The sequence below is a fragment of the Humibacter sp. RRB41 genome, from assembly GCF_022761015.1.
In the GTDB taxonomy this organism is placed as follows: domain Bacteria; phylum Actinomycetota; class Actinomycetes; order Actinomycetales; family Microbacteriaceae; genus Humibacter.
The window spans coordinates 459,595-483,172 of the sequence record NZ_JAKWJQ010000001.1 but is presented as its reverse complement, the minus strand read 5'-3'; the positions used below and the strand labels follow the sequence as shown (position 1 = coordinate 483,172).

Genomic DNA, 23,578 nt, shown 5'->3' with positions numbered 1-23,578 from the left:
CGCTACGACTCCTGCGGTGTGCGACCGACGCGGGATGCCGCGGCCAGCGCGGCCAGCGCGAGAACGCTTCCGAGCACGAAGCACGCCGTGAACGGCCATGACCCGCCCGCTGCAGTCAGCGACGCGAACACGAGACCGGCGATCGCGACGGCAGACGACGCGCCGACGGCATCCGCGATGGCCTGCGCCGAGCTGTTGAAGCCCTGGTCTACCTGAGTCGAATAGCCGATCATCATCACGGAGAGCCTTGGTGTCGCGAGGCCCATGCCCAGGCCCGCGAAGATCCACACCCCGAAGAGCGTGAACGGCGAGAGGCCGAACGCCGAGATGAGGGTCGTTCCGACGAGACCGAACGCGATGGATGCCACGCCAAGCACGATCCAGCCCCGGTTGCTCAAGCGGCGCCCGAGCTTGCCCTGCAGCCATGACCCGCCCGACCAGGCGATGGCGCCGCCGGTCAGCGCGAGTCCCGCGATGGCCGGGCTCAGGTGATACCGGTCGATGAGCAGATAGGGCACGTAGACCTCGCAGGCCAGCTCGGCCCCCGATATCAGGATGCGCGTGATCATCACCGAGGGCAGCCCCCGCGCCACCCGGAGAGTCCCCTGCGGCAGGAGCGGACGCACCGCGATCGCCAGCGTCGCGATCGCCACGAGGAACATCGCCCACCGCCACGCGCCCTCCAACTGGGTGGCCGTGCCGACAGCCAGCACGGAACCTGCGGCGATCACGGACCACACGATGCGAGAAGGTCGCAGCGGCGGCGCGTCATCGTTTCGTTCGGAACTGCCGCCCACCAGAACGCGGCGGATCATCACGAGTCCTGCGACGGCGACGACGATGACGCCGAGGAAGATCCACCGCCAGCCGACGGTCTCGGCGAGCACCCCGGCGAGGAATGGCCCGACGAGCGACGGAACCACCCACGCGGTGGAGAAGCCGACGAAGATCATCGGCTGCAGCCGAACGGGATACCTCCTGGCCACCACCACGTACAACGCGACAGTGAGAGCGCCTCCGCCGAGTCCCTGCACGAGACGTCCGATGACGAGCACGACCATCGTCGGCGCCAGCCCTGCGACGGCCAGCCCCGCGACGAAGAGCACGACGGAGATCACCAGCGGCGTCGACGGACCGCGTCTGTCGCACCACGCGCCGGCGACCACCATGCCGATCACGCTCACGGCCGTCGACCCGGAGAAGGCGAGCGTGTACAGCGAAGCCCCGTGCAGCTCGCGCGCGATCACCGGCATCACGGTGGTCACGGCCATCGCCTCGAACGCGACGAACAGAACGAGCGCGCACATGCCGATGGTGATCCAGCGCAAGCGCGGGCCGAGCACGCCGTTGGCGTCGAGGGTCGAGGGGATGGCTGCCGTCGGCGCGGCATCCGTCTTGTCGGTCATGCTGACCACGGTAGGACCGCAACTATGGTTGAGGTCAAGGAGGTGAGGCATGCCGAGGGTGACGGGCGGGGCGCATCGCATGCTCTCCGTCGGAGAGCTGGCGGAGCGCAGCGGCGTTGCTGTCTCTGCCCTGCATTTCTACGAGCGCAAGGGACTCGTGGCCAGCGAACGCACGGCGGGCAACCAACGCCGCTATCGAAGGGACATGCTGCGCAGGGTGGCGTTCATCCGCGTGTCGCAACGGGTGGGCATCCCGTTGGCCGACATCCGCACAGCACTCGACTCGCTGCCGGACGGTCGCACTCCCACCAAACGCGACTGGGCGCGATTGTCATCGATCTGGCGCGAGGCACTGGACGAGCGCATCGCGGCGCTCGAGCACCTGCGCAACGACCTGACGGGCTGCATCGGCTGCGGATGTCTGAGCCTACGCACCTGCAGCCTGCAGAATCACGACGACGAGCTCGGCGACACCGGTGACGGCACAGGGCCGCGGCGGTGGGACGACCTCAATCCACAACCGTGACGAGCACGTCGATGTTGCCGCGTGTCGCGTTCGAGTACGGGCACACCAGGTGGGCGGCATCCGCGAGCGCCTGCGCCTCATCGCGCGCGAGGTTCGGCGCGTAGACGTCAAGTTCGACGGCGAGGCCGTATCCACCGTCACCGTTCGGGCCGATGCTGACGCTGGCCGACACGGCGGCATCCGTCGTGTCCAGCTTCTGGGCACGACCGACAGCGTGCAGGGCGCTCAAGAAGCACGCCGAGAACCCAGCGGCGAACAGCTGCTCAGGGTTAGTCCCCTCGCCCGAACCGCCCATCTCCTTCGGCGGCCTGGCGTCGAGGTCGAGCCGGTCGTCTTCGCTGTGAACGTGTCCGTCGCGTCCGCCGCCGGTGGCGGTGGCGATCGCCGTGTAGAGGGTCTCCATGCGCTCCAGCACACACTGCCGATCTGGATGCCTGCCCAGCGTGGAACGGAGGCCATCGCGGTACGCTCCGCCCCTGCCTGCATCCCTACCCGAGGCCGCTGCTACCAGCTGCCTCGGTGGTTCGGCACCAACGCGATCAGGGGCATGACGGCGAGCAGCAGGCAGGCGAGCACGACGAACGAGATGGCCAGCGCGAAGCCCTGGTCCGTGCTCCGAGCGAGCACAGCAGTCACGATCGAGACGGAGATGATGCCGCCGCCCTGCCGGAACATCCCGCGCAGACCCGCGATCGCCGCGATGTTCTCGGGGGCGAGGTGCATGGTCGCGTTGTTGGCCGCCGGCATGGCGAGCCCCATGCCGATTCCGGTGACCGCTCCCGCGATTGACAGCCACCAGTACGGCGACGCGCTCTGCGGCACGGCGCTGAGACCGACGAGTCCCACGATCACGATCGAGAACCCGATCACCATCGGCAGACGGTACCCGGTGCGCCGCAGCGCCATGGTCGCCATGCCGGCCACCAGGATCATGCCGATCGCCCTGGCCGTGAGCAGGGTGCCTGCCTGAAGAACCGGGATGCCGAACCGATCTTCGGCATAGAGCGGCACGAGGGCGCCGAACCCGAGCGCGGCCGACCCGAGAATCAGGTTGATCGTGTTCATCACGCCGAACCCTCGACCGTAGAGAAGCCGCAACGGGATGAACGGCGCGGCGGCGTACTTGGCGTGCAGAACGAAGCCGACTCCTGAGGCGACGGCGACGAACTCCGGCACGAGGAAGCCCGCGCTGAGCATCGACGATCCGCTGCTGCCGAGATAGGTGACGCCGAGCATGGCGCCGAGCAGCAGCGCTGCCAGCAGGCCGACCCCGATGAGATCGAGGCGACCGCCCTTTCGAGCGACTCCGCGTGGGATGAAGATGAGACCGAGGATGATCAGCGCGATGCCGATCGGAACGTTGACGAGGAAGATTCCGCGCCACGACCACGTCACGACGAAGATTCCGCCGAGCACTGGACCCACGATCCCGCCGATCGGGAAGATGCTCGAGAACATGCCGAGCGCGCGGTCTCTGTCCCGTCCGAAATGGTCCGAGACGATTCCGCTCGCCGATGGCATGAAGGCGCCGCCGCCGATCGCCTGCACAGCTCGAAGGGCGACGAGCACGTAGATGTTCCCGGCAAGCCCGCAGCACAGGGATGCCGTGGTGAACAGCACTGCCGCGAGGAGGAAGACGCGCTTGCGTCCGTACATGTCGGCGAGCTTGCCCGCCAACGGCATGATCAGAATCTGGCCGAGCGCGTAGATGGTGATGATCCACCCGCTCCATGCGATGCCTGCACCCAGCTCGTGCTGGATGGTGGACAACGCTGTGGCGACGATGGTTCCGTCCACCGCGGCCATGAACAACGCCATCGCGACGATCGCGAAGACGAGCCCGCGATTGCGCACCGGCTCCTCGACACCGGTCGACCTCTGCGCAAGCTCGACAGCGGTGGCACCGGACTGCGTGCCGGTGGCGGGCACCGCATCCGAGCGCTCGTGTGACATGGATGACGCCGCCTTGGAGGAAGAATGGGTGGGGATGTTGGTTCCGCACCGAGTCTATGCTTGCCAGCAAGCAAATATTTGACAGTCCCGGCGGCGAGAGCTCACGAGACCCAGGAATGAGGAACCCATGGATGTCGATGCCACAGCTCGACTCCGCGGCGTGGTGAACCGGCTGTCACGCCAGTTCAACGCGTCGGCACGGCACGAGGGTCTGACCCCGACGCAGGCATCCGTGCTGGGCCTGATCGCGTTTCGGGAGTCGATGAGCCTGACGGATGTCGCGACGCTCGAGGGCCTGAACCCCACGATGGTGTCCCGCGTGATCGGGCGACTCGACGAGTTGGGTCTCATCGTGCGGCAGCCGAGCGCTGCCGACCTGCGCGTCACGCTCGTGGCGCTCACTCCGGAGGGACAGGCGATGCACAAGCGCGTGAAGCAGCAGAAGGGGCAGGTCATCGCGGACGGCCTCGACCGCTTGGACGACGCCGATCAGGCCTCGATCATGGCTGCGCTTCCCGCGCTCGAGGCGCTCTCGGGGGCGCTGTCACCGCGCCCTCGCCCGAGTGGTCCGAACGAACCGCGCTGAGTCGGCCGGACCGGCGCCGGGTCGAGTTGGGCTCGATCACACCTCGAAGCTGATGCCCGTCGCAGCCTCGGCGAACTCCCACACCCGTCGCGCGATGCCGGGGTCGCTCGAAGCACGCGATGGATCCTGCCGTGCCGGCTCGCCCTTCACTCGCCAGCGCGGCCCCCAGTAGGAGCCGCCGACGGCGTCCTGCCGCGTCGCAGCTGCGATCACCGGTCGGGCGCCGCTCTGCTTGCTCTGCGTGAACGGCGCCTGCAGCGAGTCGACGAACACCGTGCCTCGCGTCGGCTCGTTCACGCCGGGCACGCGGGGTGTGCGGCCACTGATGGAGTATCCGGGATGCGCGACGACGCTGCATGTCGCCAGCTCGGCCGCGCGCATCCTGCGATCCAGCTCGAAGCCGAACGACTCCAGCAGGATCTTGGACTGCGCGTACGCCCGCCACGGCGTGTAGGCGTGCTCGAGCTGCAGGTCGTCGAGCAGCAGGGTGCTCAGTCTGGTCGCCATGCTGCCAAGGCTCACGACTCTGGCGCCCGGCGTTCGACGCAGGGCCGGCATGATGCCGGCGAGCAGCGCGAAGTGTCCGAGCACGTTGGTGCCGAGCACGAGCTCGTCGCCGTCGACAGTGACCTCGCGGTGACGCGGCGGATGCACCGCTCCTGCGTTGGCGACGACGATGTCGAGGCGGTCACGGTCGGCCAGCTGCGACGCTGCTGCCGCGACGCTCGCCCGGCTCGACGTGTCGAGCAGCAGCACCTCGGTGGACGCCGCTACACCGTCGGCGGCCGAGCGGGCGTGGATGGCGCGGGCTGCGGCATCCGCTCGCTCGGCGTTTCGGCACGCCAGCACGACGTGTGCTCCCGCCGAGGCCAAGGCTGCGGCGGTGAAGAAGCCGATGCCGGAGTTCGCGCCGGTGACGACGGCGGTCCCGCCCTGCTGGCCCGTCACTCGGCCGTCGGCGCTGCGCCGGCCCGCACGTGGTGGTGGATCACTTCGGCGACGACGAAGTTGAACCACTTCTCAGCGAACTCGGGGTCGAGATGGCTCTCGACCGCGATGGCGCGCAGCCGCTTGATCTGGTCGCGCTCGCGTTCCGGATCGGCGGCGGGCAGGCCGTGCTCGGCCTTCAGCCCGCCGACCTGCTGCGTGAACTTGAAGCGCTCAGCAAGCAGGTGGATCAGTGCGGCGTCGATGTTGTCGATGCTCTGACGGATGCTCAGCAGCGTCTCGATGGCGCGACTGCGGTCATCCTGCTGATCGTTCTCGGGCATGCGTCGAGGGTACCGGGTCGCGCTTGGTGAAGGATCACTCGCGCGGGGCGACCGGTTCGGCGAGCACCCTGGTGAGCACCGGTCGGGTCGCCAGCAATCCGAGCCAGATCAGCAGGATGCCGCCGACGATGCTCGCCGCGATGGTCAGCAGTGACGCGGGCGCGAAGATGAGTGCCGCGCCCGCGATGGGCAGGATGACGACGACGGCCGCCACCGCGGATCCGATCGTCACGATGCGCAGCGGCGAGAGAACGGAACGGACGCGCGCGGCATCCATTGTCTTCACCGGCATCCCCATGCGGTCCAGGCTCACGTAGAGGTCGCGTCGGTCGAGGATCGCGGATGCCTGCCCAACGCCGATCGAGCACGCGACCATGAGGAACGAGATGGCGAGCGTGATGAAGACGCCGGTGCGGATGTCGGCCAGCAGCACCTCCTGCGAGTGCGGCATGCGCTCCCCGCTGACCGCCCCGATCATGGCGAGTGCCGTGCCCGCAAAGACGGCGACGAACGTCGTCATCGAGACTCCGCTGACCTGTCGCCAGGCCGCCTTGGGCGATTCGAGCACGGTCCTGGCCGCGATCAGCCGCTGCGGCGTGGTCGCATGCTTCAGCCCCGACTTCGCGAACATCCTGATCACGAACGGTCCCACCAGGCCGAGCACCGCGTTCGCTGCGGCGAACGCGACTACCAGCACGATGACGATCGTGAGTGCTCCGCCGAACATCGAGGGCTGTGCAACGGCCAGCACCACGGCGCCGATGACGAGCACGCCGAGCACGATGCGCATCCAGTGCACCTTCGGCGCCGACTGCCTGGCGCGAACGCCGAGCGGCGAGATGACCACGGCACGCAGACCGATCACGGCGCTGACGGCCGCCAGAAGTCCGACCCCGACGACCACAGCGGCAACGACCAGGGGGTTCAGCAGCAGCGCGCCCGCGCCGAGCGGATGCCCGCGGAATGAGATCAGCCCGACGAGCGGCGTCAGCGCGAGATAGAGGACGACCCCGCCCGACGCGCCGACGATCGCGAGCAGCACCGACTCCAGAACGGTGAGCCGTGCGACGAAGGCAGTGTTCGCGCCGAGCAGCCGCAGCGTCGCGAGGCGGTCGTCGCGGCGTCTCGCCGACAGCCTGGCCGCGGACCCTCCGAGCGTGACCAGCGGCACGAGCAGCAAGGCGCACGCCAGAAGCGCCAGCGCCTGATACGTGAACGCGAGTTCGTCGTGTCGCCCGAAGAACGTCATGGCGCCCGCCAGCGTCGTGAGCAGCAGCGCGGTCGCGACGCCGAACGCCACGATGGGCAGCACGATCGCCGTGCGACCGGATGCCGCCGGACGAGCGAGCAGGCGAGCGATCGCGAGCGTCCTCATCGGGTCTCTCCTCGCTGCTCGGCGGGTGCACCGAACGCTGCCTGGCTCGCGGGCGGCGTCTGCGCATAGTCGAAACCGGCGACCCGTGACCTGGATTCGACGATGCGCCCGTCGCGCAGACGCACCACGCGGCCGCAGCGGGCGGCGATGCCCTCGTCGTGGGTGACGACCACCAGCGTTCGGCCGCGGCCGGTGGTGGAGGCGATCAGGGCATCCATCACCTCCGACGACGTCGTGGAGTCCAACGCACCGGTCGGCTCGTCGGCGAACACGACGAGCGGCTCGATGGCCTGCGCCCGCGCCACCGCGACGCGCTGCGCCTGACCGCCGGAGAGCTGGCCGATTCGCCGCTGCTCGAGACCGGTCAGCCCGAGCTCGGCGAGCCAGCGAGCGGCGAGCTGTTCGGCATCCGTGCGCGGTGTTCCGCGGAGCATGAGCGGCAGGGCGACGTTCTCCAGCGCCGTGAGCTCGGGGATGAGCAGGCCCTGCTGGAAGACGAAGCCGAACGTCTCGCGCCGCAGCGCAGAGCGGGCGCGATCGTTCAGTCCGCTGATCTCGATCTCTCCGCGGCCGGTTCGCAGCAGCATCGAACCCGCGTCCGGCGCGAGGATGCCGGCGAGCACGTGCAACAGTGTCGTCTTGCCGGACCCCGACGCCCCCATGATCGCGACAGCCTCACCCGCCTCGATGGAGAGGTCGACGCCCGCGAGCGCGTGGGTGTCGCCGTACGACTTGGTCAGGGCGGATGCCTCGAGAATCACGGTCATGGCATCCATCGTCGCGGGGCGCCGGCGTCGCTCGCGTCGGGCTGCCGGATGATTCGCTGAGCCCAGAGCTCAGCCCAGAGGATGACCTATCCCGCGACGGGCACCAGACAGGTCGGCGAGCCGGTGGGCACCGTGGCCTCGAGCACGGGCAGCCCGTCGACGATGCGGAACACCGCGATGTCTTCGCTGAGCTGGTTCGCGACGTAGAGACGGTCGCCGAGCTGCAGGTGATGGCGCGGCCAGTTGCCGCCGCAGTCGACGTCGGCCAGCGGTGCGAGGCCGGCACCGGCATCCGTCACCTCGAGCACGCCGACCGCGTTCGCGCCGCGCACCGTGGTGTGCACTCGGCTATCGCCGTCGAACGAGATGTGGGCGCCGGCGTCTCCATCGTGCGCGCCGGCGGCGAGCGCGGGAACCACCGAGGTCACGCTCAGCGTCTCCGGCTCGAGAATCGCGACCTCGATCGAGTACTCGGTGACCACGTAGACGTGTCCGCTCGGGTGCAGCGCCATGTGCCGAGGTCCGCTCCCGAACGGCAGCACGGTCTCGGCGACCGGCACGAGCTCGGCTCCCTCCGCGCGCCAGACGCGCACGGTGTCGTGTCCTAGGTCGGTGGTCAGCACGCGTCCATCCGGCAGGAACAGCGACGAGTGCGCCCTGCTCGGGCGCGGCTCCTCGGCGATCTCCCGATACGGGTCGACGGATGCCTGCGCTTGCGTTCGCCCGACGATCGCGCCCGCTTCGTCGAGTTCGTAGGCGAACACGCGTCCGTCGCCCCAGCAGGTCGCGACGGCATACCGTCCGTGCGGCGCGACGGCCACGTGGCAGACGGCCTCGCCGGCCGGATGCGGGTCGCCGAGCGGCACGAGGTTCCCGCCGTCGATGACGCGGAACGCCTGGATGCGGCGCGCGAACTCCTGCACCGCGTAGACGACGGGAAGCGTCGGGTGGGTCGCCACGAACGAGGGCGAGTCGACGGATGCCGCGGTGCGCACAGCGGTGATCGCTCCGTCGTCGGCGAGGGCGATGCGGGCGATGCCGCGGCCGTGACCACCGGAATCCCCCGTGTACGTGCCGAGCCAGAGCGATGAGGTCATGTCCCCAGTCTGACAGTGCGCTAGAGCTCAGAGCGACGCGGTCGCTCGCGGGCGCCGCCCTCCCCAGCTCTGGTGTGTTGTCGGCCTGTCACCTCACGGCCAGACTGGGCATAGCCGCGTGCCGGTACACACACGTCATCCCGGTCGATGCGGAGAGGATCTGTCATGACCGAACGCATCGGCATCGTCGGCGGCGGCATCGTCGGCATCGCACTGGCGCGCGAGCTCACCGCACGCGGAGCGGGCGACGTGACCGTTCTGGAGAAGGAGCGCCGGCTGGCGCTGCACCAGACCGGGCGCAACTCGGGCGTCGTGCACGCCGGGCTGTACTACCAGCCGGGCTCGCTGAAGGCCCGGTTGTGTGCCGAGGGGCGGATCGGCATCCGTGACTTCTGCGCCGAGAAGGGTCTGCCGTATCGCGAGGTCGGCAAGCTCGTCGTGGCCGTCGACGAGACCGAGCTGCCCGCCCTCGCCGAGATCGAGCGCCGCTCCCTCGCCAACGGTGTGCCCGATCTGCGTCGCATCGACGGTGCAGACCCTCTGCGCGAACTCGAGCCCCACGTCTCCGGTGTCGCCGCCGTGCACTCGCCGCACACCGCGGTGGTCGACTACGTGGCGATCACCGAGGCCATGGCGCAGGATGTCCGGACAGCCGGCGCGCAGATCCTGCTCGGACAGACGGTGGTCGGCATCGACGTGAGCGATGGCCAGCGCGGGCAGGTCGCTCGCGTGACCACCACGAACGGCGAGCACGAGTTCGACCGCCTGATCGTGTGCGCCGGACTGCAGTCGGATGTGCTCGCGACGCTGGCGGGCGCGGACCCGAGCCCGAAGATCCTGCCGTTCCGCGGCGAGTACTGGGCGCTGTCGTCGAACCGCACCGATCTCGTGCGGGGCATGATCTACCCGGTGCCGGACCCGCGCTTTCCGTTCCTCGGCGTGCACTTCACCCGCGGTGTCTACGACGACGTGCACGTCGGCCCGAACGCCGTGCCGGCGCTCGCCCGTGAGGGCTACCGCTGGTCGAAGGTGTCGGCGAAGGACACTTGGCAGTCGCTCACCTGGCCTGGCGCGCGGCCGCTCTTCAAGCAGCACTGGCGGATGGGGATCGACGAGCTCGGTGGCTCGCTGATCAAGAACGTCTACTACCGCCGCGCCCGGCGCTTCATCCCCGAGCTGCGGATGTCCGACCTCGCCACCCGCTCGCCCGCCGGTGTGCGCGCTCAGGCATGGGGCCGCGATGGAGCGCTGCTCGACGATTTCGCCATCGACCGAGTCGGACCGGTCACGCTGGTGCGCAACGCTCCGTCGCCCGCCGCTACCTCGTCGATGGCGATCGCGCGGTATCTCGCAGACAACCGCCTCGCGGACGACCGCCACGCGGCGTGACGCCGGCTCAGGGCAGTGGCCCGATGTAGCGGCCGCGCGGCCGCAACCGCAGAGGACGACGGGTGTACTCGTCGAGCGCGTGCGCGATCCAGCCGGCCATGCGCGACACCGCGAAGATCGCGACTCCGGCATTGGACGGCATGCCGGTGGCGAGCGTCAGCGCGGCGAGCGCAAGATCGACGTTCGGATGCCTGCCGGTGTGCGCCGCCACCTCCGCCGCGAGCCGGTCGACCGCTGCGATGACGGGCGGTCCGCCTGGCAGCGCAGCGACCATCGGCAGGAGCACGCGGGCACGGGCATCCATCTGCACGTAGAGCGGCTGGCCGAAGCCAGGGGCCGCGCGGCCGGTGCGGGCGACGGTCTGCGCGACGGCGGTGCGGGCGTCCGTGCCGTCGAGCACGAGGCCAATCAGCTCGGATGCCGCCCCGCTCGCATTCCCGTGCAGTGCGGAGTCGAGGGCACCGAGTCCGCTCGACACCGCGGCGTAGGGAGTGGCACGAGCGCTGGCCGCCGCTCGCACCGCGAGCGTGGACACGGCGAGGTCATGGTCGGCGAGCAGCACGAGCGCGGCGTTCAGGGCTGCGAGCTCCGAAGGCTGGGAATGCCTGTCGCTGAGTGCGCTCCACAGCCGCTCGGCGATCGATGGGGGCTGTGTGCCGACCCTCACACTTTTTCCTCGGCCCCCTCCGCCGCCTTCTCTTTCTCCTTCTCCTCCGCCACTCCCTCCGCCGCCGCCGAGAACGTCGACGACGCCGGCGATCAGCCGGGCGCCCGCCGCGCGCACGGCGTTGGGATCGAGGTCGTGACGGGTGGCATCCGCCGCGCCGAGCAGGGGAACGGATGCCTGGATGCGGTCGAGATGCGTCGCCGCCGATGGCAGAGACGCGAGCGCTGCGCCGGCGGCTTCGACGGCATCAGGATCGGCGACGAACGGGTCGGCGACCCCTGCGACACCACCGATCGGGCCGGTGGTGTCCGACGACGTGACGCCGTCACCGCCCCTGCCGTCACCGCCCCTGCCATCACCGGCCGTGCCATCCCCGCCCGTGCCATCCAACACCCGCTGCGCGACGCCATCGCTGTCCACCCCGCTCCACAACCATCGCGCGACGCCCTCGAACGAGGCGGATGTCGCCAACCGCCGAGCCGGAATCCCGCGAAAGTACAGCTCGTCGTCCTCGATGAGCGCGATGTCGGTGTCGAGCACCATGAGCGGCGCACCCTGTGCACCCTGCGCATCTTGCGCGAACTGCCAGTCTGGTCGTGGTGCGGTGTGCGCCCGACGGCCGCTCGCGAAGGCCTCGATGTCGAGCGGGTCGAAGGTGGAGCCGTTGGCATTTCGCTGTCGTTCGAGCAGCCCGCGAGACACGTAGGCGTACAGGGTCTGCTGTTTCACACCGAGCCGAGCGGCGGCCTGGGCGACCGTGAGTCGGGGAAGCGCGGCATCCATGTCCTCATCATATTGATTGGATCAACATTGACGAACCGGTGATCAAGTCTCACCCTGAGATCATGACCACCATCAGTCCACTGCTCGAAGCGCCTCCTGGCCTGAAGGGCGTCGTCGTGGCGGAGACGTCGATCGGCGACGTGCTCGGCGCCGAAGGCCGGTACCACTACCGAGGCCACGATGCGATCGAGCTCGCCCGTGCCGGACGCTTCGAGGACGCCTGGCATCTTCTCGTGCTCGGCACGTTGCCCGACGCGGATGCCGGCGGCATCTTCCGAGCGCGCGTCGCGTCCCTGCAGCAGCTGCCGCCGTCGGTGCGGGAGTTCGTCGCCTCGGTGACGGGTCCTCGCGACGCGGCCCACAGCATCCTCGATCCTCTCCGCGGGCTGCAGGCGACGCTGCCGGTACTGGCCGCGTCGAGAGGAGCCCGGCCGATCTACGACCTGAATGAGGACGAGCGCGTGGAAGAGGCCCTCGCGGTGGCGGCGGCCGCGCCGGGCATCCTGGCGGCGTTCCATCGGGCGAGGGTCGGACTCGAGCCCGTCGTCGGGTCGCCACGCCCTGATCTCGGCGTGGTCGCGAACTATCTGTTCCAGGTGACGGGTCGCGAGCCGGATGCCCGTGCCGTGGGCGCCCTCAGCGCCTACCTGATCGCGACGCTCGACCACGGCTTCAACGCGTCGACGTTCACCGCCAGGGTGATCGCGTCGACGGGTGCCGATATGGAGTCCTGCATCGTCGGTGGGCTCGGCGCGCTGTCCGGCCCGTTGCACGGGGGTGCGCCGAGCCGTGCCCTTGACGCGCTGGATGCCGTCGCCGCCGGCTCGTCGAATGCCGTCGGCACCGATTTACCGAAAGCTGTCGGCACCGATTTGCCGAAAGCTGTCGGCATCGATTCATCGGGTGCCGTCGACACCGATTCACTCGAAGGCGACGGCGATCGCGTCGAGCGATTCATCCGGGGCGAGCTGTCCGCCGGCCGACGGCTGATGGGCTTCGGTCACGCGGTCTACCGCACCGTCGACCCGCGCTCGCGCCTGCTGAAGCAGGTGGCTCTCGACTTCGGCGGGCCGAGGGTGGGGCTCGCGGTCGAGTACGAGCAGTCCGCGGAGCGGCTGCTGAACGAGTACAAGCCGGGACGCGACCTGCACACGAACGTCGAGTTCTACGCCGCGGTGGTGCTCGAGCAGTGTGGGATTCCGCGCGAGATGTTCACGCCGACATTCGCCATGGCACGCGTCGTCGGCTGGAGTGCTCATGTGCTGGAGCAGGCGCGCGATCCGAAGATCATCCGGCCGTCGTCGCGGTACGTGGGCAGCTGAGCACTAACCCGCCACCGCTGGCAGTGAGAGCTAACCCACCACCGGCAGCAGGTCGTGGCGCACGACGATCGCATCGCGCGCGGGGCCGACGCCGATCGCCGAGAACCGGGCTCCGGACATCCGCTCGAGCGCCAGCACGTACTCCTGCGCGTTGACCGGCAGGTCCTCGAACGAGCGCGCGCCCTGGATGTCTTCGCCCCACCCAGGGAATTCCTCGTAGATCGGAACCGCGTGGTGGAAGTCCGACTGCGATGACGGCACCTCGTCGAATCGCACGCCGTCGACGTCGTAAGCGACGCAGACGGGAATGCGCTCGAGCCCGGTCAGAGTGTCGAGCTTGGTGAGCACGAAATCGGTGACGCCGTTCACGCGGGTCGCGTAGCGAGCGATCGGAGCGTCGTACCAGCCTGTGCGGCGTGGGCGTCCGGTAGTCGTGCCGAACTCGGCGCCGCGCTGTCGCAGCCACTCGCCCTGCTCGTCGTCCAACTCCGTTGGGAACGGGCCGGCGCCGACACGGGTCGTGTACGCCTTGATGATCGCGATGACGCGGTCGATACGGTTCGGACCCACTCCGGAACCCGTCGCGGCGCCACCGGCCGTCGACGAGGAGGAAGTGACGAACGGGTAGGTGCCGTGATCGACATCCAGCATCGTCGCCTGCCCGGCCTCGAACAGCACCTGCTTGCCCTCGTCGAGAGCGTTGTTGAGCAGCAGCGACGTGTCGGCGACCATGGGGCGCACGCGCTCGGCGTACGAGAGCAGCTCGTCGACGATCTCGTCTACGGTGATCGCGCGGCGGTTGTAGACCTTGACGAGCAGGTGGTTCTTCTGGTCGAGAGCGCCCTCGACCTTCTGGCGCAGGATGCCCTCGTCGAACAGATCCTGAATGCGGATGCCCACCCGGTTGATCTTGTCGGCGTACGTCGGTCCGATGCCGCGGCCGGTCGTGCCGATCTGACGCTTGCCGAGAAAGCGCTCGGTCACCTTGTCCATCGTGCGGTGATACTGCGTGATGATGTGCGCATTCGACGAGACGAGAAGTCGCGACACGTCGACGCCGCGCGCGACGAGTCCGTCGAGTTCCTCGAACAGCACCTCGAGATCGACGACCACTCCATTGCCGATCACCGGCGTGACGCCCTCGGTCAGGATGCCCGACGGCAGAAGGTGCAGAGCGTACTTCTCGTCGCCGACGACCACGGTGTGGCCTGCATTGTTGCCGCCGTTGAACTTCACGACGTAGTCGATGCGACCGCCCAAGAGGTCGGTGGCCTTGCCTTTACCTTCGTCGCCCCACTGGGCACCGACGATGACACTTGCGGGCATTTCCGTTCCCCTCCGGACTGCGCCGGTCGGGGGCAACATGTCCACCTGATTCTATCGGAGTGCCGGCGACGGTCGTTCATCGGGCGGTGCCGACGGCGGTCTCTCATGGGGTAGTGCCGGCGCAGTCGACGCGCGCTCCGTCAACGCGAGCTATCTCACACGGCGCGGCCAACGGCAATCAGTGCGGTCGACGGAAGCGTGAGCCCACCTCCCTTCGTGAGGTCCTCGTAGGCCGCCCGCATCGCTTGTCGACCGGCCTCGCTCTGGTGTCTGTAGTTCGCACCGATGGTCGCGATGCCTGCCTCGACGGCGACCCAGAGATCCCCGGGGCTGATGACGAAGTCCCACGAGACCTCTTCGACTCGCACGTCCGCGAGCCTCGCGTCCGAGAACAACGCGCCGAATCCGCTCGCGCTGCGTTCGAAGTCGTCCTCCGGCGGCAGCCGCGTGCCCGTCAGCGGAACCGCGCGCGAATCACGCATCACGTCGTTCCACAGCTGATTCAGCGGGCTGACCGGTGATGACGGCCAGATGGTGGCGATCACGAGGCCGCCGTGCTTGGCGACTCGCGCCAGCTCCCGTACCGCCAGACGCGGTCTGAGCGTGTGGTTCACGACGAAGTTCGCGGCCACGACATCGAACTCGCCGCCCTGGAAAGGAAGGCCGGGGAGTGCCCCGACGAGAAACGTCAGTCCGGGATGCGCTTTCGACGCGAAGTCGACCATGCCATCGTCGGCATCGACGCCGATGGCGTCGAATCCCGCAGCGCCGAGTGCTGCGGCGACGGTTCCGGTCCCTGTTCCGACGTCGAGAGCCGCTGCCGTCCCGGTGTCGAGGACCCCGGCCCCTCCGGTTCCGCCGTCGCTGGTAGCTGCACCTTCGCCGTCGGGGGCCGCTGCACCTTCGCCGTCGGGGGCCGCTGCACCTCTGTCGTCGGGGGTTGCTGCACCCCTGTCGTCGGGGGTTGCTGCACCTTTGCCGTCGTAGGTAGTTGCACCTTCACCGTCGGCGACCCTTCTGCGTCTCGGTACGCCCCCTGCGGCCTCGACGATGAATGGAATCGTCCCTTCGCATAGCCTCGCAAACGATGCATCGTAGGCCGATGCCATTCCTGCCCAGTCCGTCGCCATTCCAGCCACGCTACCGGGCAGGTTTGCTCCGATTCGGGCGACGGCGACCAGGCGTGGGGGCGAAGACGACCTGGTGAGGGATGCGGTGGCCGGACGCGTCAGGGTGAGCATCATGCGGTCAGGTCATAGCGGGCACGCCCGCCGAGTCGCGGTGTGCGAGAGCAGTCGATCCACGCGGGTGGTATGAACCAGACTCGTACCTTCGTGTAAAGATCAGTGCCGTCTCGTTGGCGTCGCTGAGTGAGCGTTCCTGGGCTCGGATTGTCGATACGGATCTCCCAGCCGTCATCGTGGATGCGGTGATGGCAGTTGGTGCAGAGCAGGATGCCGTTGCTGATATCGGTGGGCCCGGTGTCACGGGCCCACCATCTGAGGTGATGCGCAGCGGTCATGCCTGGCGGGAGACCGCAGAACGCGCATCCACCATCGCGTTCGGCCAGGGCGAGCTTCTGCGCTGGGGTGAAGATGCGCTTCCCGCGTCCCCAGTCGAGGATTTCGCTGTCGCCGCCCAACACGCACGGGATGATGCGGGCATCGACTGCCATCTGTCGCACCGTTGCGGCGGATACCGGTTGTGCGATGCCGTCGATGGCGCCGATCCCGACGCCGTCTTGAAGATCGGTCAGGTTCATCCGGACCACGATCGTGGTGGACGGCGCCGTGGGCACGCCCTGGCAGCCCACGCCGTGCCGACACAGCTCACTCAACGCATCGGCACGCATCTGCGTGATGGTGCGCTCATCCGTCTCGGCCACGCTGGTGCCGTCATCGTGGCGTCGCAGCATCCCGGTGACCATTCCTTCCACTGCTGCGACGATCGGGGCACCGGTGGCCGGATCGAAGCGGCCGATCAGTGCGATCGCACCCGACGCCTCTTGTCGGATCGTCAACCCGCGCTGAGCACGCAGCTCTTCCTCCCTCGGCTGCACACCGTCGGGGTCCAGCAGCGCCTCACCGCGGGCGATCAGCACGCGCAACTGCTCCGCGCTCAGCCCAGGTGCCGACTGCACCAGCTGGCTCTCCATCGCCTCCACCGCGTCACGGTCTGCGCGCAAGGCCACGCGGTCCAGCATCCCGATGATCGCCGATGCAGCCAGCGTGCCGATCGCACCATCCCCAACGGCCTTCGCTACGTGCGGGTGCTTCGCCGGCGCCGCTTCACCGCTCAAGAGCATGCGGGGCGCGGTCGCCTCGCCGACTGCCACGAGACGGAGCGCCTCGCCGACGCTTGTGCCCGTTGTGGTCGAGATCATCTTGCCTGCCGTGCTGAATCCCTGTTGTTTCGCGAGCGACTCCCTGCCCAGCTCGGGTCGCGACTGCCGAGCGATCTCCGCCGCCACCGGCAACGTCGCCGCATCCACCGAGCGCCGCAGCACGCCAAGCGCTTTGTTGACCGCAACCAATTCGGCGGGCGCGAGCCCAACAGCGTCACGATCACCCGACGCGGTACGCAGCGCATCCAGCGCCGACTGCACCGCGTCCAGGAGACGTTTCATGCTTCGACCCTACCGGACACGATCGACACAGTCTAGGAGATGTCTTCGATCTGTGGACAATTTCCCTTTCATCCACAGATCCATCGTGGACGGTCGTCAGGGCATTTGATGATCTATATTGATAGCTATGTTCGATTATCTCTTTCCTCGTGAGGCACACCCATCAGCATCGGGCCGGGCGCCTCCTCGCCCTGCTATCGCCGTCTGCGAGACACGGACTCCGACACCGCGACCGACACCGACACCAGCACCGCTTGGAGCGGTTAGGTGTGGATACCCCGCACGGATACCCCGCACGGATGCTCGTACTTACGAAACGCCCGACGATGCGAACGCATTGACGTGAAGTGGCGCATCGCGAAGACTGTGCGCATGCCAGAGGCGAGAGACAAGCACGAAGCCGAGCAACAGGCCGTTGGCGGAGTCGCCGAGCGTCTCATCGCAAAGCATCCTGAGCTCGATCAGAGCTATATTCGCGAGCTGGTGCAGGCCGAGTACGAGCACCTGCAGCAGGCTAAGTTGCGCGACTACATCCCGGTGCTCGTCGAGCATGCCGTCAAGCAGGACCTGAAGACCGGTAGGGCCAAGGGCTCAAGCGACCGGGGCTAGGTAGGCGCGAGAGCTGGCGCGATGCGATGCGGAATGCAAGCACCCGATCCGGTCGGCGGGCATCCGCCGTGCGGACGCTCGGTGCCCGCTGGCGGCGACGCCCTCAGTCCTCGCCGCGGATGACGATCGACTCGGTCGGCGGTGTCGGGTTGTGCACCGGAATCGGCGCTGTACGTGAAGCCTCGATCTCGGCTGCGGCCGTGGGGTCGGCAACAGTGAGGAACTCGGTGAGGCGAGTGACCTCGTCGGCCTCGCCGATGGCATCCGCTGCCCTGCGCAGTGCGTACAGGGAACGAAGGACGCCGCGGTTCGGCTCGTGCGACCACGGGATGGCCCCGCTGCCCTTCCAGCCGGCGGCGCGCAGCGCGTCAAGTCCGCGGTGATAGCCGACGCGGGCGTAGGCGTAGGACTCGAGCGGCGAATCCGGGTCGAAGGTCGCGTCGGAGAGTTTCGCCCACGCGAGACTGGAGCGCGGATACCGAGCGACGACGAGCTTCAGAACCGTGGTCTCTCCTCCGGCATCGAGGAGTTCGATGACCACGTTCCGCTCGGCGTCGAGGCGGGTTTCTGGCTGATGCTCCGGCTCGGGGAGCAGGCTGTCGGCGGTCATAACGCCATGGTAGTCAGCGCACTGAGGAGCATCTGGAGGCAACCGCACAGTCCCCTGAACCGTGACTTGTCGGGTATCCACACGCGTCGCTCGCCCGAGCCTCACCGCAGCAGCAGCGCGCCCACGAACCCGATGGTCGCTACGAGCAGCGTCGCCAGGAGCGCCAGCAGCAGTGGACGTCCGCCCACCTTCACCAGCTTGCGGATGTTCACCCCCGCTCCCAGCGCGAACATCGCCGCCGCCAGCAGCGCACCCTGCGCCGTCTTCGCGACGTCGAGCACCGGCTCGGGCACGACCCCCACCGATCGCAACACCACCATGACGACGAAGGCGAGCACGAACAGAGGGACGATCGGCGGGCGCTTGCCTGTGGCATCCGTCCCTGCCCGACGACGATGCGCGACCCCGACCACCGCCATCACGGGGGCGAGGAGCAGCACCCGCGCAAGCTTGACCACGACGGCAACGGCGAGCGCGCCGCCGCCGATGATGCCGCCGGCCGCCACGACCTGTGCGACCTCGTGTGTCGACGCACCAGCCCACAACCCCGCCTGCGCAGTCGAGAAGCCGAGGAGCGAACTGACGAACGGAATGAACGGGATCATCAGCGTGCCGAACACCACGACGAGAGCGACGGCGGTGACGACCTCTTCGTCCTTGTCCGTCTGGATCACGCCGTCGACCGCGGCCACCGCCGCCGCGCCGCAGATGGAGAAGCCACCGGCGATCAGGATGCGCTGCGTATACGGAACGCCGAGCCAGCTGCCGATGAGCAGTGTGCCGCCGAATCCGATGCCGACCACCGCGACGACCAGGAGGATGACACCCCACCCGAGCCCGAGGATGTCGCCCAGCACCAGCTGCAGTCCGAGCAGCACGATGCCGAGCCGTAGCAGCTTCTTCGCGGCGAACGCGAGCCCAGCCTCCAACACCGACGGCACGGGCAGCGTATTGCGCACGAGCACGCCGAGAATGATCGCCACGAGCGTCGCGCTCAGCACCGGGACGACGGATGCGACGACCAGCGCGATTCCGACCGCCACCGCACACAGCGCGAGGCCCGGCGCCACCCGGAGGGTTCCGTGCCAGAAGCGTGCCGGCGTCAGACCGACGAGCATCCGGCGCGCGGGCATCCGGCCGATGTACGGCGACGCGGGAGACGGATCGCGTCCCGCAACGTGCGCGGACGACCGAGGGCCGCCGGTGTCTTCTGGCGTCGTCACAGGGACGGGCGAGGTACTGGTCATCATCCAAGGCTCATCGGTCGCGGCCTCAAGCAGTAGACGCCTGTTGCGCATGACGACATATCATTCTGATATGCCTGCCCCGCCTACCTCGCCTGCCTCGCCTACCCCGCCTGACTCGCCTGCCTCACCCTCCGATGCCGTCCGCCGTGGCGTCCGCCGTGGCGACCGGTGGCCGGATCTCGCCGTGCTCGAGCTGCTCGTCGCGGTGTCCGAGCACGGGAGCCTGAGCGCGGGGGCGCGGGCGGTCGGCATGGCGCAGCCGAACGCATCCAGAGCGATCGCCGCATGGGAGACGAGCCTCGGCGTGCGCCTCATCGAGCGGTCGCCGCGCGGATCCCGGCTCACGTCCGACGGCGATGTCGTCGTCGACTGGGCCGTCGCCGTCCTGGATGCCGCCGCCCGGCTTCGCACCGGGGTCGATGCCCTGCGTCGCGAGCAGAACTCCCACCTCACCGTCGCCGCCAGCCTCACGGTGGCTGAGCATCTCATTCCGCGATGGCTCACCCGGCTGCGACGTGAACGCCCGACGCTCGACGTCGGACTGGTCGTCGAGAACTCGTCGGAGGTCTTCGAACTCGTGCAGGCGGGTCGCGTCGACGTGGGATTCGTCGAGACTCCGAGACTGCCGCGTGCTCTGAGGTACAGAGCCGTCGCCAACGATCGCCTCGTCGTGGTCGTGGCGCCCGACCATCCGTGGGCGACACGGCACACCCCGATCGGACCCGACGAACTCGCTGCCGCATCACTGGTGGTGCGGGAGCCGGGCTCCGGCACCCGCACCACCCTGGACGACGCGCTTCACGGGCATCCCCGTGCCGCTCCCGCACTCGAGCTGGCGAGCAACGCGGCCGTGCGGGTCGCGGTGGCGAGCGGCGCCGGAGCGGCGGTGCTGAGCGAGCTCGCCGTCGCATCCGCGGTGAGCAGTGGGGAGCTCGTGGTGGCGCCGACCAGCCGCCTCGAACTTGTGCGCACCATCCACGCGGTCTGGACGGATGCCGCGGCGCTGCACCCCGCCGCGGCCGACCTCGTCGCGATCGCCGGGCGCCTGCCGATCAGCTGACACGACACCGAGACGAGACCGACACGACGCCAAAACGGCGCCAAAACCGCAACGAGACGGCAACGAGACGGCGCCTTCGATGCGTCGGGCGCGCGATCGGATCCTTTGTCTGAGAGATCCTCAGGTCTCATAATGAATCATGGCGACCGAGCGAGGAGCCATCCGCACACCCGACCAACGGCTGCGAGTCTTCGTGAGCTCGACGCTCCGCGAGCTGGAGTCCGAGCGCAAGGCAGTGCGCACCGCGATCGGGCGACTTCGGCTCGCGCCGGTGATGTTCGAGCTCGGTGCGCGGCCGCATCCGCCACGTTCCCTCTACCGGGCCTATCTCGATCAGAGCGACGTGTTCGTCGGCATCTACTGGGAGAGCTACGGCTGGGTCGCACCCGGCGAAACCGTCTCGGGACTCGAGGACGAGTACAACCTCGCCGACCCTCGCATGCCCAAGCTCATCTACATCAAGGCGTCCGAGAAGCGTGACGAACGCCTGCGGCAGCTGATCGACCGCATCCGGTCCGACGACAGTGTCTCGTACATCTCGTTCGCGACCGACAGGCAGCTCAGCGAACTGGTCGCATCCGACCTGGCGACGCTCCTGGCCGAGCGCTTCGACGATAGCCGGACCGAGCGTCCCGCACGGCACGGCGAAGGGAAGCGCGAACCGGGCGATCACCTCCCGCCAGAACCAGCGCCGGCGATGAAGCCCGAACCGCGTGCTCGCCGCACGCCAGGCACGGCCCCGGTGGCGATGTCCGAACTCGCGCCGCCCGAACTCGCGCCGCCCGAACTCGCGCCGCCCGAACCGCCGATGCTCGACCCCGCGCCGCTCAACGCGGCTCGTCCGATTCCGCCCACGTACTCGCCGCTCATCGGACGCGACCACGAGGTGGCGGACGTCGTCGATCTGCTGCGCGACGGCTCCCACCGGGTCATCACGCTCGTCGGACCGGGAGGCGTCGGCAAGAGCCGGCTGGCGCTGGAGGTGCTCGACCGCGCCAAGCACGACTTCGCCGACGGCGGCTATTTCGTGCCACTCGAGAACGTGCTCGAGCCCAGGCTTCTGCTGCCCACGATCGCCTACGCACTCGGTGTGCGTGACACGGGGGAAGTGTCCCTCGAGCAGCGGCTGGGCATCGCGCTCGCGGACAAACGGGTGCTCATCGCGCTCGACAACTTCGAGCAGATCATCGAAGCGGGTCCCACGCTGGTGAAGCTGTACGCCATCGCGCCGTCTGCCCAGTTCCTCGTGACGAGCCGAACCGTGCTCAGAGTTCGCGGCGAGCGCGTCTACGACGTCGAGGGACTCGGCGTGGTCGACGACGACGCGAGCTTCGACGAGGCACGGATGGCGGGGTCCGTGCAGCTCTTCGCGGCGCGGGCATCCGCTGTGCGTCCGGACTTCACGCTCGATGCGTCGAATGCCGAGACCGTCGCCCGCATCTGCGCAACGCTGCAGGGCCTCCCGCTCGCGATCGAGCTCGCCGCGGCACGGATGCGTGTGCTGACGCCACAGGGAATGCTCGAGCGGCTGGACAAGACGCTCCCGCTGCTGGTGGGGGCATCCAGGGACCTGCCCGAACGCCAACGCACGCTCCGCAGCACCATCGAGTGGAGCGCGAACCTGCTCGGCGAACGCGAGCGCGCACTGCTGTTCGACCTGTCGGTGTTCTCGCTGCAGTTCACGCTCGAAGCGATCGAAGCGCTCGGCGCCGAGCGGTCGTGGGGAGGCACGGAACTGGCGGGACTCGACGCACTCGTCGACAACTCGCTGGTGAGACAGCACGAGGTGGAGGGGCATCCGTCGTACTCGATGCTCGTCACGGTGCGCGAGTACGCGCTGGAGAAGCTCAGGGAGACCGGCCAGGAGACCGCCATGCGCGACGCGCATGCCAGGTACTACCTGCAACTGGCGATGCGGCTCGGGCCAGAGCTCAAGGGCGCCGGCCAAGTGGATGCCCTTGCCAGGCTCGAACGCGAGCGCTCCAACTTGCGGGCGGCGGTTCGGCATCTCGTGTACCAGGGCGAGCACGACAGTGCGGCCGACTTCGCCTGGAACCTGCTCGTCTTCTGGTGGATCGGGGGATTCTTCGGCGAGGTGCGCATCTGGATGAAGGAACTGCTCGACTCCGGCGCAGCGATCTCGGAGCGGGCGAGGGCGATCGCCCGGTTCTATGTTCTCTGGATGGGCATGTGGCAGGGCCCGACGCAGGAGGTGGCGGACGGGCTGGAGGAGGTGCGCCGTGTCTTCGAGTCCCTTGGCGACGATGACGGGACGGCCGTCGTGCTCGGCACCACGGCGATGACGCGCGCGCAGATCCCCGGAGCGGACCGAGTCGAAGCGCGGGCGGAGCTCACCAAGGCGATCGAGATCTTCCAGCGTCTCGGCGACGGGTGGGGTGAGGCCGTCGCGTGGGTCACGATGGGCCGTATCGACATGGTCGAGGGCGACAATGACGCGGCGCTCGAGCACTACCGACACGGTGCCGAGGTGTCGCAGCGCACTCGCGACGCGTTCGCGATCACCATCACCGAGCACCACATGGCCCGTCTTCTGCTTTTCCAGAATCGGCTCGACGAGGCCGAGCCAGCATTCGTGGACGCCGCGTACGTTTCGGCAACCCTCGGACACCTGGAGGGTGCGGCATACGGCATCGAAGGGCTGTGCGCGATCGCCGCCGTGCGCGGGCAGGCCGAGCGGGCGGGCATCCTGGCCGGTGCGGCGCAGGAGATGCGCAAGAAGTCGGGCATGTACGACACTCCGTTGTTCGTCTATCACCAGAAGTACCTCGAGCCGCTGCGAAAGGCGTTCCCCGAGCTGATGCGTGGTGCGGAGGAACGGGGCGGGCGCATGCGGGCGTCGGACGTCATGCGCTTCGCCCTGCCACCCGACAAGCAGGAGCAGGCCGCGGCCGCGCTGGCCGGTAAGTAGCTGAGACCATCGACACGATTGTGCACACT

General features: G+C 68.6%; 21 protein-coding genes. 7 read left to right on the top strand and 14 right to left on the bottom strand.

Translation table 11 applies throughout. From position 1 onward, the window contains the following. Window positions 1–2: 2 nt before the first annotated feature. Window positions 3–1,406: an MFS transporter gene (locus tag MJ603_RS02370; RefSeq protein ID WP_243062057.1), complete on the bottom strand. Its 1,404-nt coding sequence runs from the start codon at window positions 1,404–1,406 to the stop codon at window positions 3–5. Window positions 1,407–1,455: 49 nt separating this feature from the next. On the opposite strand from MJ603_RS02370, the gene soxR reads away from it, so the two are divergent. After that, on the top strand, window positions 1,456–1,932 hold the full coding sequence (gene soxR / locus MJ603_RS02365) for a redox-sensitive transcriptional activator SoxR (protein WP_243062056.1): 477 nt from the start codon (window positions 1,456–1,458) through the stop codon (window positions 1,930–1,932). On the opposite strand, the gene MJ603_RS02360 is transcribed toward soxR, so the two are convergent. Both MJ603_RS02360 and MJ603_RS02355 read right to left on the bottom strand, forming a co-directional pair. Beyond that, window positions 1,916–2,335, bottom strand: coding sequence for an organic hydroperoxide resistance protein (locus MJ603_RS02360; protein ID WP_279238595.1), 420 nt, complete (start codon window positions 2,333–2,335; stop codon window positions 1,916–1,918). The two genes, soxR and MJ603_RS02360, sit on opposite strands and share 17 nt — an antisense overlap. Window positions 2,336–2,436: 101 nt before the next feature. Continuing rightward, complete coding sequence (locus MJ603_RS02355; protein ID WP_243062055.1) at window positions 2,437–3,885, bottom strand: MFS transporter; 1,449 nt, start codon at window positions 3,883–3,885, stop codon at window positions 2,437–2,439. A 127-nt stretch (window positions 3,886–4,012) separates the two neighbouring features. On the opposite strand from MJ603_RS02355, the gene MJ603_RS02350 reads away from it, so the two are divergent. Beyond that, window positions 4,013–4,471, top strand: a complete 459-nt coding sequence (locus MJ603_RS02350; RefSeq protein WP_243062054.1) for a MarR family winged helix-turn-helix transcriptional regulator — start codon at window positions 4,013–4,015, stop codon at window positions 4,469–4,471. A 36-nt stretch (window positions 4,472–4,507) separates the two neighbouring features. On the opposite strand, the gene MJ603_RS02345 is transcribed toward MJ603_RS02350, so the two are convergent. From MJ603_RS02345 to MJ603_RS02320, 5 genes are all read right to left on the bottom strand, one after another. Further along, the gene (locus tag MJ603_RS02345; RefSeq protein WP_308220556.1) at window positions 4,508–5,419 is read right to left on the bottom strand and encodes an SDR family NAD(P)-dependent oxidoreductase; all 912 of its coding nucleotides are present in this window, start codon (window positions 5,417–5,419) and stop codon (window positions 4,508–4,510) included. Continuing rightward, window positions 5,416–5,742: a chorismate mutase gene (locus MJ603_RS02335; protein ID WP_243062053.1), complete on the bottom strand. Its 327-nt coding sequence runs from the start codon at window positions 5,740–5,742 to the stop codon at window positions 5,416–5,418. The genes MJ603_RS02345 and MJ603_RS02335 overlap by 4 nt, the downstream gene beginning before the upstream one ends. A gap of 34 nt (window positions 5,743–5,776) precedes the next feature. Next, a complete protein-coding gene (locus MJ603_RS02330; RefSeq protein ID WP_243062052.1) occupies window positions 5,777–7,117 on the bottom strand; it encodes an FtsX-like permease family protein in 1,341 nt (446 codons plus the stop codon). Beyond that, a complete protein-coding gene (locus tag MJ603_RS02325) occupies window positions 7,114–7,884 on the bottom strand; it encodes an ABC transporter ATP-binding protein (RefSeq protein ID WP_243062051.1) in 771 nt (256 codons plus the stop codon). The genes MJ603_RS02330 and MJ603_RS02325 overlap by 4 nt, the downstream gene beginning before the upstream one ends. Window positions 7,885–7,970: 86 nt before the next feature. After that, window positions 7,971–8,981 (bottom strand): beta-propeller fold lactonase family protein, encoded by a 1,011-nt coding sequence (locus tag MJ603_RS02320; RefSeq protein ID WP_243062050.1) that lies wholly within the window; start codon window positions 8,979–8,981, stop codon window positions 7,971–7,973. 165 nt (window positions 8,982–9,146) lie between these two features. Here MJ603_RS02320 and lhgO point away from each other — a divergent pair, with 165 nt between their 5' ends. Further along, complete coding sequence (gene lhgO / locus MJ603_RS02315) at window positions 9,147–10,370, top strand: L-2-hydroxyglutarate oxidase (RefSeq protein WP_243062049.1); 1,224 nt, start codon at window positions 9,147–9,149, stop codon at window positions 10,368–10,370. 7 nt (window positions 10,371–10,377) lie between these two features. Here lhgO and MJ603_RS02310 read toward each other — a convergent pair whose 3' ends face one another. Then, a complete protein-coding gene (locus MJ603_RS02310) occupies window positions 10,378–11,820 on the bottom strand; it encodes a citrate synthase (protein WP_243062048.1) in 1,443 nt (480 codons plus the stop codon). A 62-nt stretch (window positions 11,821–11,882) separates the two neighbouring features. Here MJ603_RS02310 and MJ603_RS02305 point away from each other — a divergent pair, with 62 nt between their 5' ends. After that, window positions 11,883–13,142 (top strand): citrate/2-methylcitrate synthase, encoded by a 1,260-nt coding sequence (locus MJ603_RS02305; protein ID WP_243062047.1) that lies wholly within the window; start codon window positions 11,883–11,885, stop codon window positions 13,140–13,142. A 30-nt stretch (window positions 13,143–13,172) separates the two neighbouring features. On the opposite strand, the gene MJ603_RS02300 is transcribed toward MJ603_RS02305, so the two are convergent. The 3 genes from MJ603_RS02300 to MJ603_RS02290 all read right to left on the bottom strand — a co-directional run bounded on the left by MJ603_RS02300 (window position 13,173) and on the right by MJ603_RS02290 (window position 17,094). Further along, a complete protein-coding gene (locus MJ603_RS02300; protein ID WP_243062046.1) occupies window positions 13,173–14,468 on the bottom strand; it encodes an adenylosuccinate synthase in 1,296 nt (431 codons plus the stop codon). A 155-nt stretch (window positions 14,469–14,623) separates the two neighbouring features. Further along, complete coding sequence (locus tag MJ603_RS02295) at window positions 14,624–15,598, bottom strand: bifunctional 2-polyprenyl-6-hydroxyphenol methylase/3-demethylubiquinol 3-O-methyltransferase UbiG (RefSeq protein ID WP_243062045.1); 975 nt, start codon at window positions 15,596–15,598, stop codon at window positions 14,624–14,626. A 110-nt stretch (window positions 15,599–15,708) separates the two neighbouring features. Then, on the bottom strand, window positions 15,709–17,094 hold the full coding sequence (locus MJ603_RS02290) for an HNH endonuclease signature motif containing protein (RefSeq protein ID WP_243062044.1): 1,386 nt from the start codon (window positions 17,092–17,094) through the stop codon (window positions 15,709–15,711). Between the two features lie 372 nt (window positions 17,095–17,466). On the opposite strand from MJ603_RS02290, the gene MJ603_RS02285 reads away from it, so the two are divergent. Continuing rightward, window positions 17,467–17,703, top strand: a complete 237-nt coding sequence (locus MJ603_RS02285; RefSeq protein ID WP_243062043.1) for a three-helix bundle dimerization domain-containing protein — start codon at window positions 17,467–17,469, stop codon at window positions 17,701–17,703. A gap of 103 nt (window positions 17,704–17,806) precedes the next feature. On the opposite strand, the gene MJ603_RS02280 is transcribed toward MJ603_RS02285, so the two are convergent. Then, window positions 17,807–18,313: a DUF3151 domain-containing protein gene (locus MJ603_RS02280; protein ID WP_243062042.1), complete on the bottom strand. Its 507-nt coding sequence runs from the start codon at window positions 18,311–18,313 to the stop codon at window positions 17,807–17,809. 101 nt (window positions 18,314–18,414) lie between these two features. Next, window positions 18,415–19,560 (bottom strand): YeiH family protein, encoded by a 1,146-nt coding sequence (locus tag MJ603_RS02275; RefSeq protein ID WP_243062041.1) that lies wholly within the window; start codon window positions 19,558–19,560, stop codon window positions 18,415–18,417. Between the two features lie 70 nt (window positions 19,561–19,630). Here MJ603_RS02275 and MJ603_RS02270 point away from each other — a divergent pair, with 70 nt between their 5' ends. Together MJ603_RS02270 and MJ603_RS02265 are read left to right on the top strand one after the other, a co-directional pair. Beyond that, the gene (locus MJ603_RS02270) at window positions 19,631–20,620 is read left to right on the top strand and encodes a LysR family transcriptional regulator (RefSeq protein WP_243062040.1); all 990 of its coding nucleotides are present in this window, start codon (window positions 19,631–19,633) and stop codon (window positions 20,618–20,620) included. A gap of 139 nt (window positions 20,621–20,759) precedes the next feature. Further along, window positions 20,760–23,549 carry a DUF4062 domain-containing protein gene (locus MJ603_RS02265; protein WP_243062039.1) on the top strand — a complete coding sequence of 930 codons (2,790 nt, stop codon included), beginning with the start codon at window positions 20,760–20,762 and terminating at the stop codon, window positions 23,547–23,549. Window positions 23,550–23,578: the final 29 nt, after the last annotated feature.